Below are 15,490 nucleotides of genomic sequence, written 5' to 3' on the forward strand. Positions count from 1 at the left end.
GGCGCCGAATTTTGTAGCCTGAGAGCGCCGGTTTTCGTGCGGCTTTGGCGAGCGAAGCGATGACAAACAGCCGACACCCAAATCGCACCCAACACTTACGCTTGTGTCCAGCGTAAAGAAAAAACGTTTCCCTGATATCAGTCAGAGAAACGTTTTTTAAGATTAAGCATTACTTCAACGCAAATTTTTCAATAGCGTAAGCAACGCCGTCTTCTTCGTTAGTTTTGGTGATGAACTGAGCGGTTTGCTTGAGTTCGTCGATGGCGTTGCCCATGGCGACGCCGGTGCCGGCGTATTTGACCATGGTGAGGTCGTTGCCTTGGTCACCGATGGCCATCACTTCGTCAGCGGTAAAGCCGAGTTGAGTGGCAAGTTCAGCGACGGCGTTGCCTTTGCTGGCGTTCTTGTTCATGGCTTCAAAGAAGAACGGTTCACTTTGAACCACGTAGAACCGATCACGGTATTCTTGAGGGAAGTCATTGATGAATGGGGTAAGTAATTCTGGATCATCAACGAACATCGCTTTAGAAATCGTGAGATCGTCCGTGATTTCCTCTGGCATCCGGAAACGAATTGGCATCCGAACGAGGAAACTTTCGGCGATGGTGTAACCACTTAAATCGCGATTAGCTGTGTAGATGTGGTCGAGGGTTTCCATGTGGAAGTGGATGTTGTGTTTGCGAGCCAGTAGTTCCAAATCGTAATAGTCATCGGTGCTCAAGTTGTGCTTAACGATGATTCGACCTGAGATGGTCTGGGCTAAGCTACCGTTAAACGTGACCACGTATTCGTCATCACCAGAAATGTTGAGTGGATCGAGGTACTGTTGCACCCCAGTGATTGGGCGGCCGGTACAAAGCACAACTTTAATGCCTTGTTCCCGCGCTTGGGTGATCGTGTCGATCGTCCGTTGGTGAAGTTGTTTTTGGTCGTCTACCAGAGTGCCGTCGATGTCGATTGCGATAAGTTTGATTGCCATTAAAATTCTCCTTTGAGTTAGATAATATTGTCATTGTGTAAATGTTGTTGAAACTGGTTGTAAATGGGGTCAAAGAGGTCAACGTTGCCGGGTTCGGGATGAATCATTTCCCGGGGGAAGAAGAACCGTTGATCACCAGTGAATTTACCGGTAATCGCGTTGACCAGACTGCTAACGGTCGATAGTTCGACGAGGTTGCCATCACGTTCCATCAGTTCAATTTGGGTGAGTGGCTTTTTCATCTTTGGATCGTACGCGTCGTAGGGCAGGTCGTAGCTGTTATTCGTGTCCGTATAGTACTGAGTATTGAAGCCGGCCTTTTCGATAAGGCTTCGAAGCAGTGGTAACTTAGCCTTAGTCTGGTCGGTAAATACCGCTGACTTCAACGGCTTGCGATCCAAGAACCGGTGTGATAGATCACTGAGTATCGGATCCGAAGATTGACGCCAGTGAGCAAAATACGTGGTCAACGTCCCATCATCCAGTAGGAGGTAATCTTCCAAGTCGAACTGGTGCTGGAAGAATGGAAATAACAGGTACGGGGCTGCGGCGCCATGAGCGGCTTCAGGATCGCTATAAATTTCCTTGGCGCGGGTAAGCAGATGACCAAGGATCACCTCCATGGATCGTGATACCGGGTGGAAGTAGATTTGTTGGTACATCTGGAACCGGCTAACGATGTAGTCTTCTACCGCGTGCATGCCGTTGAAGTTAAAGGCGATGCCATCGTGGTAGGGCCGCATAACCCGAAGAATTCGGGTGAGGTCAAACGTGCCGTATTTGGTACCAGTATGGTACGCATCCCGGAGCAAGTAGTCCATCCGATCGGCGTCAATTTGACTGGAGATCATTTGGACGACTTGCGGATTCGGGTAGGTCTTTTGAATCACCGATGCGACCTGTTCCGGAAAATTGGGGCCAACCGCACGAAGCACTTGATTGACTTCCGTTGTGGGGTTAGTCAAAATAGCGGCGGTGATTGCCTCGTGATCAGTTTGGAAAATATGTTCAAACGTATGACTATATGGCCCATGACCAATATCGTGGAGCAACGCTGCACACAAGGCCACTAGCCGTTCCCGGTCGTCCCAAAGGCCATCGCCAGCGGTTTGACTGGGATAATTGCGTTTAAAATTATCGCAAATCTGACGTGTGATTTCGTAAACACCCAGTGAATGGGTGAAACGGGTGTGTTCGGCACCGTGAAAAACGAGGGAGGCCGTTCCGAGTTGTTTGATTCGGCGTAAGCGTTGAAACTCCTTCGTGTTGATCAAATCTAAGATGACGCGGTGCTGAATGTAAATGTAGTTGTGAACGGGGTCCCGGAGTACTTTTTCACGGGGAAGGCGTTCGTCTCGGTATGCCAATCTGACGACAACCTCCTTTAATTAGTGGGTTAAAGCCCAATTTGCCGTTTGGTCATTTTCTGAAGTTCCTTAGCGTAGAGGGCTTGGAAGTCCGGTGTTTGCATTGTTTGGGTAAGACTAGTCGTATCAATTGCGATGCCCGATTGTTCAAAGGTATTGCGGATAGCACCCTTAACATCATCCAAGGTTAAAGGCTGCTTCAAGGCATCGGCAACGTTGATCATGGATTCCGGCCAGACATCGGGGAAGCCCCAAGTATTAGGCTGGTCGTTCAAGCCAGTTTCGTAGAACTGTTTGACGAGTTTGCCACGGAATTGTTGATCGCCCGAAACGCTGAGGTAGGCCATCACGACTAGTGCGCTTGGACTTCGTCGTTGTGAGATGCCGGCGATTTTTTTACCGTCAACGCTTAAGTCAAAGTCACCCGGACAGTAGGAATGGGTGATCTCGTAATTTTCAATGGTTAAGCTCGGAAAAGTCTGTTGCATCACCCGTTTCATCAGGGCGTAACCATCGTCAACGGACAGGTGGTCGTCGGTCAGTTGCGGAATGAAGAGGGAGACGTTAAGAATCCCACCATCGCTGACAACGGCTAAGCCGCCAGAATTGCGGATGAAATAGTCATAGCCTTGGCTAGCGACATCGCCTAAAGCGGCCGTTAGTGCGGGTAAGTGCCGGTCCTTTAATCCAAGGATCAAGGTCGGCGGCAATGTCCAAAAGTGTAAAATAGCCGTGTTTTGAGTGGCCGCAACGTCAAGCAGGGCGTTGGTGAGGCCAAATGCGGCGAGTTTATCGGTTGCTGCCAGTGGGGTATCGATGAGTTGCAATGATGAAAAAAGCTGCTGATTTGTCATAGTTTTACCTCGATTGTCAAAACGGTTCTTTTTAATTATACAATATGGGAGTGAGAATCACCAAGGATTTTGGACTAGACCACATTTGATGCTGATGCTAGGGCCGGCGGTATTTAGAAAAACGGAACTTTTCAAGTTAGGGTCTTGGTTAAAAAATGGCGCGGTACCATCGTTAACGATTATTTTTTGAGCAACCAATCATCACCTGAGTTGTTCCGCACGCTAATTGGTGCCTTTTCTTAAAAAAAGCGTTATAATTATCCAGTATAACTATAAGGAAGGAAGGTTCACGCATGGATGATCTATCAACTAGCATTCCAGTAGGTATTCACCTAGCCACTCATACGGTTCAAGACGGTGAGGCTTCCGATTACGTACTTGATGTTGAGGGCCAAATTGTCCAAATTGGGGAGACAATTTACTTACGGTACCGTGAACCCCAAGAAGATAATCAGGGCGAGCCAGTTCCCGTGACGATTAAGTTTTTACCAAATGGCGATGTGTCATTAACGCGAAATGGTGAGAATCGGTTGCGGATGCACTTTAGCGCTGGTAAACGAATTCGAGCGACTTACCGCACCCCGTATGGGATTGTGCCAGTCGAAACGGTGACGCCACAATTACGCGTTGGCTTCCATGAACGACCATTTGGTGGAGAGGCTGCAATTGATTATCAACTGTATGTTGGACAACAATTATTAGGAAATTACGAGATTCGATTGCAATTTACGGTCTAATCGAGTATAGTTTTTAGTAGACTGTGGAAGGGACGTGCACCAGTTTGGAATTAAAAGTCTTTGAAGGCCAAAACAAAAACGAATTATCGATGATTGAAGTAGCTCACGCCATCTTAGCTGAACGTGGGGATGCCATGCCGTTTGTTGACTTAGCCAATGAGGTTCAGGCATACCTGGGCGATTCGGATAAGGAAATTCGCGAGCGGCTTTCTCAGTTCTATACTGATATGAACATTGATGGTAGTTTCATTTCGTTAGGTGATAACCTCTGGGGTTTACGGACCTGGTATCCATTCGAATCGATTGATGAAGCAACGATCGGTTCTGAAGAGGATGAGGATCATCCACGGACGAAGAAACGTAAGAAGGTTAACGCCTTCTTAGCTGACACGTCAGATGATGATGACGTGATCGACTACGATGATGACGATCCAGAGGATCAAGACGACGTTGACGTTGATGAAGACGACTTAGACGGCGACTATGATGAGGATGACGACGCTGAAGAAGATGACACTAAGGAACTTGGCAAGTACCAAGCTGACTTAGCTGACATCGATGATGGTAGCGACGCTGGTGAAGATGCTGCTGATGAGATGCCAGATGGTATCGAAGGGCAACTATCTGAATTTAGCGACGACGAATTCGGCGACGATGACGACGAGTCTGAAAACTAAATTTGATCATTAAATGAAAGCCTGCTAGGAGAGATTCTGGGGGCTTTTCTTTGCGCGTTTCGGCGTAGTGGCCTAAGAGAACAAATGCTGACTGCAAGTCCAATTAAAACCGTAGCTGAACGAAATAGGTATCATAACGCCGAAAATCAAGTAATCGGGTTGCTCGTCGCAAGGAACGCTGTTTAGAGTGGTGTGCTAAGTGTTGTTAAAGCGTGCTAATGGTCTTACGTCTTTTGATATTGATAATGCACGCAGGAAGCCATAGTGTAACTTGGCAACGAGTTTCGGCTCAGAATTAATCTGTTACTTTTTGGGGTTAATTCAGATAAACAGTATTTGTCACCCCAACCCGTTTCGCTTCACGTTAAGTGGAACTTGGCAGCAAATTTTCGGCTCTGAGCAGAATGCTTCTTTTTGGGGGATATTTGACTCTGGGAAGTTTGGCACCCCAACGACTTTCCTGTCCTTGCGCCGAAACGCGTTTTTCGAAACTGAGAGCTGCATGTAAGGGGACTTAGGTAAACGCCCAAGCCCGGGGCCTTTACCTAAGTCCCCTTACACACTGCTCTCAACCCGTTTCGAAAAACGCTCTAAACATTTCCCTTGACGCCCACCCCAAAAACAAGTAATATAACGTTTGGGCGCTTTACGTTGATGCGTGAAGCCTTTGTTCGGAATAAGAAGCTCCCTATTCGTTGAATAGGGGGCTTCTTTCATTATTTATGACAATGCCCAGATACCCCAAATTAATCTTATGAGGAGTTATATAATGACCAAATATATTTTTGTAACCGGCGGTGTGGTTTCTTCACTTGGAAAAGGAATTGTTGCAGCCTCTCTTGGACGTTTGCTCAAGAACCGTGGGTTAAAGGTAACGATCCAAAAATTCGATCCTTACATTAACGTCGATCCCGGCACGATGAGCCCTTATCAACACGGGGAAGTTTTCGTAACCAACGACGGGACCGAAACCGACTTGGACCTTGGTCACTACGAACGGTTTATTGACAACGACCTCAACAAGTACTCCAACGTGACAACTGGTAAGATTTATTCCGAAGTTTTGGAAAAGGAACGTCGTGGCGACTATCTCGGGGCAACCGTGCAAGTGATCCCACACATTACTGGTATGATCAAAGAAAAGATTATGCGGGCGGGTAAGACCTTGGATGCCGACATCGTCATCACCGAAATTGGTGGGACGGTTGGGGATATTGAATCGCAACCATTCTTGGAAGCCATTCGTCAAATGAAGGCTGAAGTTGGTGATGACAACGTAATCTACATTCACACCACGTTGATCCCATACTTGCACGCCGCTGGCGAAATGAAGACGAAGCCAACGCAACACAGTGTTCGTGAATTACGTGGCTTAGGGATCCAACCTAACGTCTTGGTTGTTCGGACCGAAGCACCGATCACCGATGCGATGCGGAAGAAGATCGCGTTGTTCTGTGACGTGAAACCGGAAGCCGTTGTTGAATCAATGGACGTGGATACGATCTACGAAATTCCATTGCGTTTGAAGGCTCAAGGGATGGATCAATTTATCTTGGATCACTTCCACGTGGACGCACCAGAGGCCGACATGACCGAATGGCAAGGGTTGGTTAACAAGGTTCAAAGCTTAACCAAGACCATCAAGATTGCCTTGGTTGGTAAATACGTGGGCTTACACGATGCCTACATTTCTGTGGCCGAAGCTTTGAAGCACGCCGGCTACCCATTGGATGCCGACATTGACCTTGAAATGGTAGACTCTGAAAAGATCACCAAGGAAAACATTGCGGATACGTTAAAGGACGTTGATGGCCTTATCGTTCCTGGTGGGTTCGGCGATCGTGGGATTGAAGGCATGATTACTGCCATTCAATACGCTCGTGAAAACGATGTGCCATTCTTAGGGATTTGCCTTGGGATGCAAATGGCCAGCGTTGAATTTGCTCGGAATGTCTTGGGTTACGCTGATGCCAACTCAACTGAAATGAACCCAGAAACAACCCACAAGATCATTGACTTGATGGCTGACCAAACGGACGTGACCGAAATGGGCGGGACTCAACGGTTGGGTGCTTACCCATGCAAGTTGCAACCTAACACGGTTACGGCTGCTGCTTACAACAATCAAGATGTGATCTCAGAACGTCATCGTCACCGTTACGAATTCAACAATGCGTACCGTGACGAAATGAAGGCAAAGGGCTTAGTCTTTGCTGGGACGTCACCTGACAACCACTTGGTAGAAGTTATCGAATTACCAACGAACCGGTTCTTCGTGGCAGCCCAATACCACCCAGAATTCCTCTCACGGCCAACTCGACCAGAAGGCTTGTTCAAGTCCTTTGTCGAAGCAGCTTACGAACAACACCAAGCATAACCACTCATACTTGGAGACAAAAAAGGCGGTCGACGATGACGTTGACCGCCTTTTTTGGGCAAATTTGGGGGAAATGTCGCGATTATGGCCTTTTAAATATTACAAATTAACGTTTTACTAGTTAAACTATTGTATTTTGCCGGGGCATTATTTATCATTAACTAATGATTGCATCGCAGCATGATTTTTTGATTTTTATAGTAGAGGATAATTATGTCATGAAAAAAATGATAATCCACGGTGGTCGGCGCTTGTCAGGTAGCGTCAGCATCGGTGGCGCTAAAAATAGCACGGTCGCGTTAATTCCAGCGGCAATCCTGGCTGATACACCGGTTAAATTTGATATGGTACCAGATATTTTGGACGTTCACAATTTGATGCTGATCCTAGAATCAATGAATGTTCACTCCAAATTTGCGAATGGCGTATTGGAGGTTGACCCAACTGAAATTGTTGAAGCACCAATGCCAAGTCGAGCAATCAAGAGTCTTAGAGCGTCATACTACTTTATGGGCGCCTTACTTGGCCGCTTTGGCCGAGCAACGGTAACGTTCCCTGGTGGTGATAACATTGGTCCTCGACCAATTGACCAACACATCAAGGCCTTTCAGGCGTTAGGTGCTAGTGTGGTTGAGGATAACGGCACGGTCCGCATTACAACGGGTGAAGACGGCTTACACGGCGCCCGCATCTTCTTAGATGTGGTGTCGGTTGGGGCAACCATCAACACCATTTTGGCAGCCGTTAAAGCAACGGGATCCACGACGATTGAAAACGCCGCAAAGGAACCCGAGATCGTGGACATTGCCACCTTCTTGAACAATATGGGGGCGCACGTTCGCGGTGCCGGCACTGATGTGATCCGCATTGAAGGGGTTCCAGCATTACGGGCAACTAACGTACACACCATCATCCCAGATCGGATTGAAGCAGGGACGTTCCTATCCTTAGCTGCAGCGGCTGGTGACGGCATTCAAATCAACAACATTATTCCAGAACACTTGGAATCCTTCACGGCGAAGTTGATTGAAATGGGCGTTAACCTGGAGATGGGCGAGGATAAGGTTTATGTTGGTCGCTCGGATGACTTAAAAGCCATTCAGGTGAAGACGTTACCGTTCCCGGGGTTTGCAACGGATCTCCAACAACCAATCACACCGCTACTTTTGCGGGCGACTGGGAGTAGCATGATCGTTGACACCATTTATCCCCAACGGATAAAGCACATTTCGCAACTCCAGAAAATGGGGGCGCAGATTCGGGCTGAACGTGACATGATCGTGGTTGACCATACTGATCATCTGAACGGAGCAGTCGTTGATGCTGGTGAAATTCGGGCCGGCGCATCATTGATGATTGCCGCCTTAATGGCAGATGGCACAACTGAAATCGAAAACGCGGATAACATCTTACGTGGTTATGGTAGCATTGTCGCTAAATTAACGGCGTTAGGTGCGGACGTTGCCATTGAGGATCCCGTTCGAGTAGAAGATTAAAGCACAGTTTCAAGGTAATTTAACGTGAAACTAATCATTGTTTCACGAATACCCATTGAAATTAATAGGGGTTCATGATATAGTGGTTGGGTTGACGATATAAACAATCAATCTCTGTCTCAGTAAATGATTCAGGGCAAAGGAGCGAACAACTTATGAAGCAAGGTATCCATCCAGACTACCACGAAGTAGTCTTCCAAGATTCAAGTACTGGCTACAAATTCCTTTCAGGTTCAACTGCTACTTCAGCAGAAACTGTTGAATGGGAAGACGGTAACACTTACCCATTGATCCGGGTTGAAATTTCTTCAGATTCACATCCTTTCTACACTGGTAAGCAAAAGTTTGCCAAGGCCGATGGTGCTGTGGACCGTTTCAACAAGAAGTACGGTTTATAATCAAACACGATTATTTGATGACAGCTTTCTCTTTTGGGGGAAGGCTGTTTTTTGTAGTGTGCGGAGCGAGACGGGTTGAGAGCGTAGTGTAAGGCGAGTCCGGTGAAAGCGCCCGGGCCTGGCGGTTTTACCGGACTCGCCTTACGCATAGCTCTCAGTCTCGCGCAGCACGACCCGACGAAGTCTGGAAGCCTATTTGGCCATTCGGCGTGGTAGCCAGAAAGTGCGTGGCTGACAAGTTTCTGAAATTACGGAAACCCTGGAAATAACAGTTCAAGTGACGCCGAATTTCGTAGCCTGAACGAGCATTGTTCAATGCACCATTGGGAATCAAAACAACGCCGGATACCAATACCCAAAGTTTCCCCCAAATATAAATCACCGAACTTTCATTCTCCGAATAAATCGAGTAAAATTAGGGTATCATTTAGGCAGTCGGTTTAACGCTTCAAGTAAGTGCTACCTGAGAGCGGGGGATAAACATGAAAAAGCAGTCACAACATCGCGTTCGGCGGTGGCTTTATCGAATTGGGTTTACGATCCTAGTGTTAATTTCGCTAGGCTTGATTTTCAATCAACAAATCAAAAACTGGTTAGTTAGTTCGTATCAACCGAAAGTAACGGCTAAGTCGGTGGCGGCGAACGAAAAAAAATCGGCGGACTTTAACTTTAAGAATGCAAAATCACTGAATTTTACAACCGTGGCTAAGGCCCGGATGAATGCGCAAAAGGTGCACGTGATTGGTCAAATCTTGGTCCCAAAGGCTAAGATCCACTTGCCAATCGCTAAAGGCGTGGCCAATGAAACCTTAGCGTTAGCTGCTGGTACGATGCGGGCAGACCAAAAGATGGGGTCAGGTAACTATCCGTTAGCTGGGCACCACATGGTTCGCAAGGATATTTTGTTCAGTCCGCTGTACTGGAAAACCAAGGTGGGCGATACGATTTACCTGACGAACATGAAGCACGTCTACCGCTACAAGGTTTACAAGCGGCAGTTTATCGCGGCAACCCGGGTGGACGTCGTTAATCAGACCCGGTCAAACATCATTACGTTAGTGACCTGTGATGCAACCGGTGCGGGTCGGTTGATGATTCGCGGAAAACTGGTTCAAACAATGACGTATGCGGATGCGCCAAATGCAGTTGTTAAGCAGTTTGCTAGTCAGTTTAATAACAAGTAACTAAAAATAAAGGCGCCATGAGATTCCTAAGTTGGAATGTCATGGCGCTTTTGAGTTTAATTGAATCAGCGTTAGGCAACTAAGCCGTTAAATCCGTAGCTTCAATGTGGTCTAACCACTTTGGTAAGGCCTCGCTCAGAACTTGATAGGTATATTCGAAGCGGTGCGTGTACCAAGGATCAGGAATCTCTTCACCCTGGCGATCCGGTAGAATATCCAAGCATAGGTGAATCTTACCCTTATCCGCTGCCGGAGCCTTTTGGTTCAGATTGAAGACGTTTTGACGGTCCATCGTAATGATGTAATCGGCCCACTCAAAGTCACTGCGTTGAATGGGCCGTGAGCGGAGTTGGCTGTAGTCTAACCCGTGAGCAGCCATCACCTTTTGCGCACCAGGGTGAGGGGCGTTGCCCTCTTCTTCGCGGCTGGTTGCGCAGGAATCAACGTGGATGCGATCGCTTAAGCCCCGTTTGGCAACGAGGTCAGTAAAAATGGCGTCTGCCATTGGTGAGCGACAAATATTACCGAGGCAAACAAATAACACGTTAGTCATGATAGGTCTCCTTTATAGTTGTGCTTGATACATGGTACGGGTGGAATCAGTGGATGTCAAGAATAGTGGTGAAGGGCCTCATTTTAAGGCCAAAATTGTGCTACTTAAAGCCCGTAATGCCGGGATTTTAGGGGTATTTAGTCGGATACGAAACAAACGGTAGATTATTTTATCAGAATCCGATTTGGTTATCCAATTACGAACGGTTTCGTAGTACAATGAGATTGTCTGAAAATTGTAGAGAGTGTGAGTAAAGTGATGCAAGGTAATTTTATCTACATTAACTGGGAGCAGGTGAATAACCTGGTAATCTCCTATGGGGTCACAACGGCCGATTTTGTGAACGGCATTCCTAGTGTGCCCCAACGGTTGGTATTAATCGATCAACAAAATGAGGGGAACCAGGTCAATAACCATACCCGGTTCCAAACGGTTTCTGGTCAATCTGCCGCCCGGGAGTTCTTGTTGGGAAAATCGGCAGGCCCGAAGATGTGGTTAGATTATCACGAGGTTGATGACCTGGACTTGCTCATGCCAAGTGAAATTGCGGAATTGTTGTATATGGCGCACATGAAGACCCATTACCATCTGCCGCTGTATTCAAAACTTCAAAATGATTACGCGTATCTTGCAACGACCGAGGGATTTGTGAAGGTGTACTACCGCAATTTGCGTACCTTCAACCATATTCTAGATATCTCACTGAAGCGACATTTGCGGTTGTTGCACAGTAATCGGTGGATGATGTTTAACCGACCGTTTTCGGTCAGCGATGTGCCGGATGATCTGTTCCAACAGTTGTCGGCGGTATTTAGCGAAGGGGTCATCTTTGCGTTTGATCAAGCTGTCGAACGACGACGGCGTTACTTGATCCCGATTCGGTTGCAAGAACACCCGGAACGTCAAAACTGGTGGCGTGATCGAATGGATGTTTACGAAACGTCTCGGCAAGTGGCAACGCTCAGTTACGACGTTGAAGCGAAGCGGTGGGCGTTAGAAATTACGGATGAGACACCGTTTATTGAGGATGAAATTGATTTATAGCAGATACGGGGCGCAGCGCGTCAGTTGTTCAATCAACTGACAAACAGCGCCCTAATTGGTCAAGATAACACCTCAGTCGGAGTCGTGTTATAATAGTGAAGCAGTTTTTTAATGACGTTAAATAATTAGGAGCAAAAACATGAAAATGCAACTTGGTGAAATCGCAACGGCGGTTTCAGCGCAAAATGAAACAACAATGTGGACCGAAATTGAAGTGTCGAGTGTCGCCTTTGATAGTCGGCAATTGACACCTGGCGCGCTATTTGTGCCCTTAGCTGGTGAACGTGATGGCCACGAATTTATCGAACAAGCTATGGCTAATGGGGCAGTCGCCACTTTTTGGAAGGCGGATCGGGGGCCAGCGCCAACGGACTACCCGGTTTTAGTTGTTGATGATCCGCTAACAGCGTTACAGGAACTAAGTCGGCATTATCTCTTAAAAATTAATCCTAAGGTTGTGGCCATTACTGGGTCAAACGGTAAGACGACGACTAAGGATATGGTAGCCGCCATCCTCGCCACGCGGTTTAACGTGACGAAGACTCAGGATAACTTTAACAACGAAATCGGGGTTCCCGTGACGATCTTGGCGATGGAACCCAACACCGAAATTTTGGTGATCGAACTTGGGATGGACCGGCCAGGACAGCTGGACTTTTTGAGTAAACTGGTTTCGCCTGATTTGGCCATTATCACCATGATTGGCGAAGCCCACATTGAATTCTTCGGGACGCGCGGGAAGATTGCCGATGCGAAGATGGAAATCACTCACGGGCTCAAGGAAGACGGCCTTTTTGTGTTTGATGGCGATGAACCATTGTTGCAGGAACGAGCAACCGCGGTTGAACAACGCCAAATGACGTTTGGGCGTCAAGCAGCTGACGAGATGGTTGCTACTGAAGTGCAAACGACGGAAACGGCCACGACCTTTAAGACGAATCAGTGGCCAGATCAGCTATTTGAACTGCCAATGATCGGTGACTACAACGTTAACAATGCGTTGGCAGCCCTGTGTGTAGCGCAGGCTTACCGAATCAGCGCGAGTGACGCTGCGCAGGCTTTTTTGGACATGGATCTAACTAAGAACCGGGCTGAATGGGTAGATGGCGCTGCTGGCGAACGGATTTTGAGTGATGTGTATAACTCCAATCCAACGGCGGTGAAAGAAGTAATGGCGGCCTTTTCACAGGTTGACGTTGCGGGAACGAGACGGGTTGTGCTGGGGGATATGCTGGAGCTTGGTGCTCAGGCGGATGCGTTGCACGCGAGTCTGGCTTCGGCGTTTGATCCACAGCTGATTCAAGCAGTTTATCTGGTTGGGCCTCACATGAAGGCGTTGTACGATGAGTTACTCAAGCAGTATCCTGAAACAGCGCTCCACCTTTACCAGACGGATGAGCTAGCAACGTTAACGGCGCAACTTCAAACGGACATGACTTCTGCCGATGCCGTGTTGATCAAAGGAAGCCACGGGATTCACTTGGAAACAGTTTTAGCGGAACTAAAAGCATAGTTAAGGGGGACTTTATTGCCGAAAATCAATGACGGTAAATAAAGTCTTTTTATTTTTTATGACGAGTTAGTAACCGGTTACGAGGGGGTGAGGTCGGTATTAAGAGGTAAACTGATTTACCTAACAAAGCGGTACCTGCTGGTTAAATAGTTGCGTTTAATAGTTATCTGGTGTATGATACGCTAGTTATGTTTTTTTAAATGATACGATGTCAATTGGGTAATCGGACGCGACACGAGACGGATTTCTCTTAGTCCCATTGCCCTTGTAAAAGCCTATCTAGGAGGAAACTTATTTGAAGTTTAATGAACTCGGGTTATCAGATGCCCTGCTCAAAGCCGTAGAACGTAGTGGGTATGAAGAAGCAACCCCAATCCAAGCCGAAACCATCCCAATGGTGCTTAAAGGTCAAGATGTGATCGGACAAGCCCAAACTGGGACTGGTAAGACTGCTGCGTTTGCACTACCAATTCTTGAAAAGATTGACAAAGACAATCCTAACATTCAAGCATTGGTGATCTCACCAACTCGTGAACTTGCCATCCAAACCCAAGAACAAATTTACCGGTTGGGTAAGGACGAACATGCCAAGGTTCAAGTTGTGTACGGTGGGGCAGATATCCGTCGTCAAATTAACAGCTTGAAGAGCCACCCACAAGTTTTAGTTGGGACGCCAGGCCGTTTATTGGATCACATGAACCGTCGGACAGTGAAGTTAGACCACGTTAAGATGTTGGTCTTGGACGAAGCTGACGAAATGTTAAACATGGGATTCTTAGATGATATTGAAAGTATCATCAAGGCTATTCCTAATGAACGGCAAACTATGCTGTTCTCAGCAACGATGCCACCTGAAATCAAGCGGGTTGGGGTTCAATTCATGAACAACCCTGAACACGTTAAGATCAAGGCCAAGGAATTGACCACCGACTTAATCGATCAGTACTATGTTCGAGCTAAGGATTACGAAAAGTTCGATGTGATGACTCGATTATTCGATGTTCAATCACCTGACCTGACCATCGTCTTCACCCGGACTAAGCGTCGGGTGGACGAAATCACTCGCGGTTTGGAAACTCGTGGCTACAACGCTGCTGGGATCCATGGGGATTTGACCCAAAAACGGCGGATGCAAATCTTGAACCAGTTCAAGCACGGTCAATTAGATATCTTAGTGGCGACCGACGTTGCTGCTCGTGGGATCGACGTTGAAGACGTGACCCACGTTTACAACTACGATATTCCTCAAGATCCAGATAGTTACGTGCACCGTGTCGGCCGTACTGGCCGTGCCGGGCACCATGGTGTGTCATTGACCTTTGTCACACCAAACGAAATGGATTACCTGCGCGAAATTGAAAAGTTAACCAAGGTGCGGATGTTACCACTGAAGCCACCTTCGGCTGAAGAAGCCTTTACTGGTCAATTGAGCAACGCAGAATCCACGGTTAAGGATCTGGTTGAAAAGACCGATACTGAAAAGTACGAAAAGATGGCTAACAAGTTGCTGGATCAATACGAAGCGATTGATTTAGTGGCTGCCTTACTGAACGACTTAACCAAGGACGATTCAACTAAGGTCCCAGTTAAGATCACACCAGAACGGCCATTACCACGTCGCAAGGGTGGTTCCGGTAACCGGAACTACCGTGGCGGTCGCGGTGGTAACAACCATGGTCGTGGCGGCAATGGTCGTCGTTACGGCAACAAGAGTGGCGGCGGTGATGGCCACCACCGTTACTCAGGCGGTAACAACAAGGACCACCGTGATCACAAGAACCGCGATCACAAAAGCAATGGTGGTGGCAAGCGTCAATTCACCATCCGTAAAAAAGACTAATTAACTTGAAGCACCGAGTCGCTAACGTTTTGTTGGCGGTTCGGTGCTTTTTTGATTGTCGTTTGTGTCCAGTGTAAGTGTGCGGAGCGAGACGGGTTGAGAGCAGTGTGCAAGGCGACATCGGTGAAGGCGCCCGGGCCTGGCGGGTTTACCGATGTCGCCTTGCATGCAGCTCTCAGTCTCGCGCAGCACCATTCGGCGTGGTGGCCAGAAAGCGCGTGGTTGACAAATTCTTACAACTTCAGGAACCCTAGAAATAACAGTTTAAGTGGCGCCGAATTTTGTAGTCTGAGAGCGCCGGTTTTCATGCGGCTTTGGCGAGCGAAGCGATGACAAACAGCCGACACCCAAATCGCACCCAACACTTACGCTGGGCACAAGCGTCAGCAACAAAGCGTTGGTTAAATTTAACCAGCAGTCCCCAGCATCACCCTTCCATCTAAGTCAGATTGTGATAAAATGAAGACTACG

The 15,490-nt window shown here is 47.6% G+C and carries 13 protein-coding genes; 9 read left to right on the forward strand and 4 right to left on the reverse strand.

Annotation, left to right across the window (positions count from 1 at the left end; genetic code table 11):
* Positions 1 to 169: 169 nt before the first annotated feature.
* The 3 genes from yidA to ACYVR3_RS12815 are packed head-to-tail and all read right to left on the reverse strand — an operon-like array spanning position 170 to position 3,200.
* Positions 170 to 979, reverse strand: a complete 810-nt coding sequence (yidA, locus tag ACYVR3_RS12805; RefSeq protein WP_461244571.1) for a sugar-phosphatase — start codon at positions 977 to 979, stop codon at positions 170 to 172.
* Positions 980 to 996: 17 nt separating this feature from the next.
* Positions 997 to 2,346 (reverse strand): HD domain-containing protein, encoded by a 1,350-nt coding sequence (locus tag ACYVR3_RS12810; RefSeq protein ID WP_054737528.1) that lies wholly within the window; start codon positions 2,344 to 2,346, stop codon positions 997 to 999.
* Positions 2,347 to 2,375: 29 nt separating this feature from the next.
* The gene (locus tag ACYVR3_RS12815) at positions 2,376 to 3,200 is read right to left on the reverse strand and encodes a lipoate--protein ligase family protein (protein WP_461244572.1); all 825 of its coding nucleotides are present in this window, start codon (positions 3,198 to 3,200) and stop codon (positions 2,376 to 2,378) included.
* A gap of 293 nt (positions 3,201 to 3,493) precedes the next feature.
* Here ACYVR3_RS12815 and ACYVR3_RS12820 point away from each other — a divergent pair, with 293 nt between their 5' ends.
* The 6 genes from ACYVR3_RS12820 to ACYVR3_RS12845 all read left to right on the forward strand — a co-directional run bounded on the left by ACYVR3_RS12820 (position 3,494) and on the right by ACYVR3_RS12845 (position 10,069).
* Positions 3,494 to 3,937, forward strand: a complete 444-nt coding sequence (locus ACYVR3_RS12820; protein WP_054737527.1) for a YwiB family protein — start codon at positions 3,494 to 3,496, stop codon at positions 3,935 to 3,937.
* A gap of 44 nt (positions 3,938 to 3,981) precedes the next feature.
* Positions 3,982 to 4,614 carry a DNA-directed RNA polymerase subunit delta gene (rpoE, locus tag ACYVR3_RS12825; protein WP_054737526.1) on the forward strand — a complete coding sequence of 211 codons (633 nt, stop codon included), beginning with the start codon at positions 3,982 to 3,984 and terminating at the stop codon, positions 4,612 to 4,614.
* Positions 4,615 to 5,383: 769 nt separating this feature from the next.
* A complete protein-coding gene (locus tag ACYVR3_RS12830; RefSeq protein ID WP_057152047.1) occupies positions 5,384 to 6,991 on the forward strand; it encodes a CTP synthase in 1,608 nt (535 codons plus the stop codon).
* Positions 6,992 to 7,209: 218 nt separating this feature from the next.
* Positions 7,210 to 8,487, forward strand: coding sequence for a UDP-N-acetylglucosamine 1-carboxyvinyltransferase (locus tag ACYVR3_RS12835; protein ID WP_054737078.1), 1,278 nt, complete (start codon positions 7,210 to 7,212; stop codon positions 8,485 to 8,487).
* A 155-nt stretch (positions 8,488 to 8,642) separates the two neighbouring features.
* A complete protein-coding gene (locus ACYVR3_RS12840) occupies positions 8,643 to 8,885 on the forward strand; it encodes a type B 50S ribosomal protein L31 (protein WP_054737079.1) in 243 nt (80 codons plus the stop codon).
* Positions 8,886 to 9,367: 482 nt separating this feature from the next.
* Complete coding sequence (locus ACYVR3_RS12845) at positions 9,368 to 10,069, forward strand: class A sortase (RefSeq protein WP_461244573.1); 702 nt, start codon at positions 9,368 to 9,370, stop codon at positions 10,067 to 10,069.
* 79 nt (positions 10,070 to 10,148) lie between these two features.
* Here the strand turns inward: ACYVR3_RS12845 and ACYVR3_RS12850 are convergent, their stop codons facing one another.
* Positions 10,149 to 10,622, reverse strand: a complete 474-nt coding sequence (locus ACYVR3_RS12850; protein WP_461244574.1) for a low molecular weight protein-tyrosine-phosphatase — start codon at positions 10,620 to 10,622, stop codon at positions 10,149 to 10,151.
* Between the two features lie 258 nt (positions 10,623 to 10,880).
* Here ACYVR3_RS12850 and ACYVR3_RS12855 point away from each other — a divergent pair, with 258 nt between their 5' ends.
* The 3 genes from ACYVR3_RS12855 to ACYVR3_RS12865 all read left to right on the forward strand — a co-directional run bounded on the left by ACYVR3_RS12855 (position 10,881) and on the right by ACYVR3_RS12865 (position 15,019).
* Positions 10,881 to 11,666 (forward strand): hypothetical protein, encoded by a 786-nt coding sequence (locus tag ACYVR3_RS12855; protein WP_054737082.1) that lies wholly within the window; start codon positions 10,881 to 10,883, stop codon positions 11,664 to 11,666.
* Positions 11,667 to 11,805: 139 nt separating this feature from the next.
* Entirely contained in the window at positions 11,806 to 13,179 is a 1,374-nt protein-coding gene (locus tag ACYVR3_RS12860; protein ID WP_461244575.1) for a UDP-N-acetylmuramoyl-tripeptide--D-alanyl-D-alanine ligase, read from the forward strand.
* A 295-nt stretch (positions 13,180 to 13,474) separates the two neighbouring features.
* Positions 13,475 to 15,019, forward strand: a complete 1,545-nt coding sequence (locus ACYVR3_RS12865; protein ID WP_461244576.1) for a DEAD/DEAH box helicase — start codon at positions 13,475 to 13,477, stop codon at positions 15,017 to 15,019.
* Positions 15,020 to 15,490: the final 471 nt, after the last annotated feature.

The sequence above is a fragment of the Secundilactobacillus muriivasis genome (assembly GCF_054785195.1).

Coding starts and splice junctions, on each gene's coding strand:
- ACYVR3_RS12840 (WP_054737079.1), top strand. CDS start 8,643: ATGAAGCAAGGTATCCATCCAGACTACCACGAAGTAGTCTTCCAAGAT.
- yidA (WP_461244571.1), bottom strand. CDS start 979: ATGGCAATCAAACTTATCGCAATCGACATCGACGGCACTCTGGTAGAC.
- ACYVR3_RS12820 (WP_054737527.1), top strand. CDS start 3,494: ATGGATGATCTATCAACTAGCATTCCAGTAGGTATTCACCTAGCCACT.
- ACYVR3_RS12830 (WP_057152047.1), top strand. CDS start 5,384: ATGACCAAATATATTTTTGTAACCGGCGGTGTGGTTTCTTCACTTGGA.
- ACYVR3_RS12850 (WP_461244574.1), bottom strand. CDS start 10,622: ATGACTAACGTGTTATTTGTTTGCCTCGGTAATATTTGTCGCTCACCA.
- ACYVR3_RS12815 (WP_461244572.1), bottom strand. CDS start 3,200: ATGACAAATCAGCAGCTTTTTTCATCATTGCAACTCATCGATACCCCA.
- ACYVR3_RS12835 (WP_054737078.1), top strand. CDS start 7,210: ATGAAAAAAATGATAATCCACGGTGGTCGGCGCTTGTCAGGTAGCGTC.
- ACYVR3_RS12855 (WP_054737082.1), top strand. CDS start 10,881: ATGCAAGGTAATTTTATCTACATTAACTGGGAGCAGGTGAATAACCTG.
- ACYVR3_RS12860 (WP_461244575.1), top strand. CDS start 11,806: ATGAAAATGCAACTTGGTGAAATCGCAACGGCGGTTTCAGCGCAAAAT.
- ACYVR3_RS12845 (WP_461244573.1), top strand. CDS start 9,368: ATGAAAAAGCAGTCACAACATCGCGTTCGGCGGTGGCTTTATCGAATT.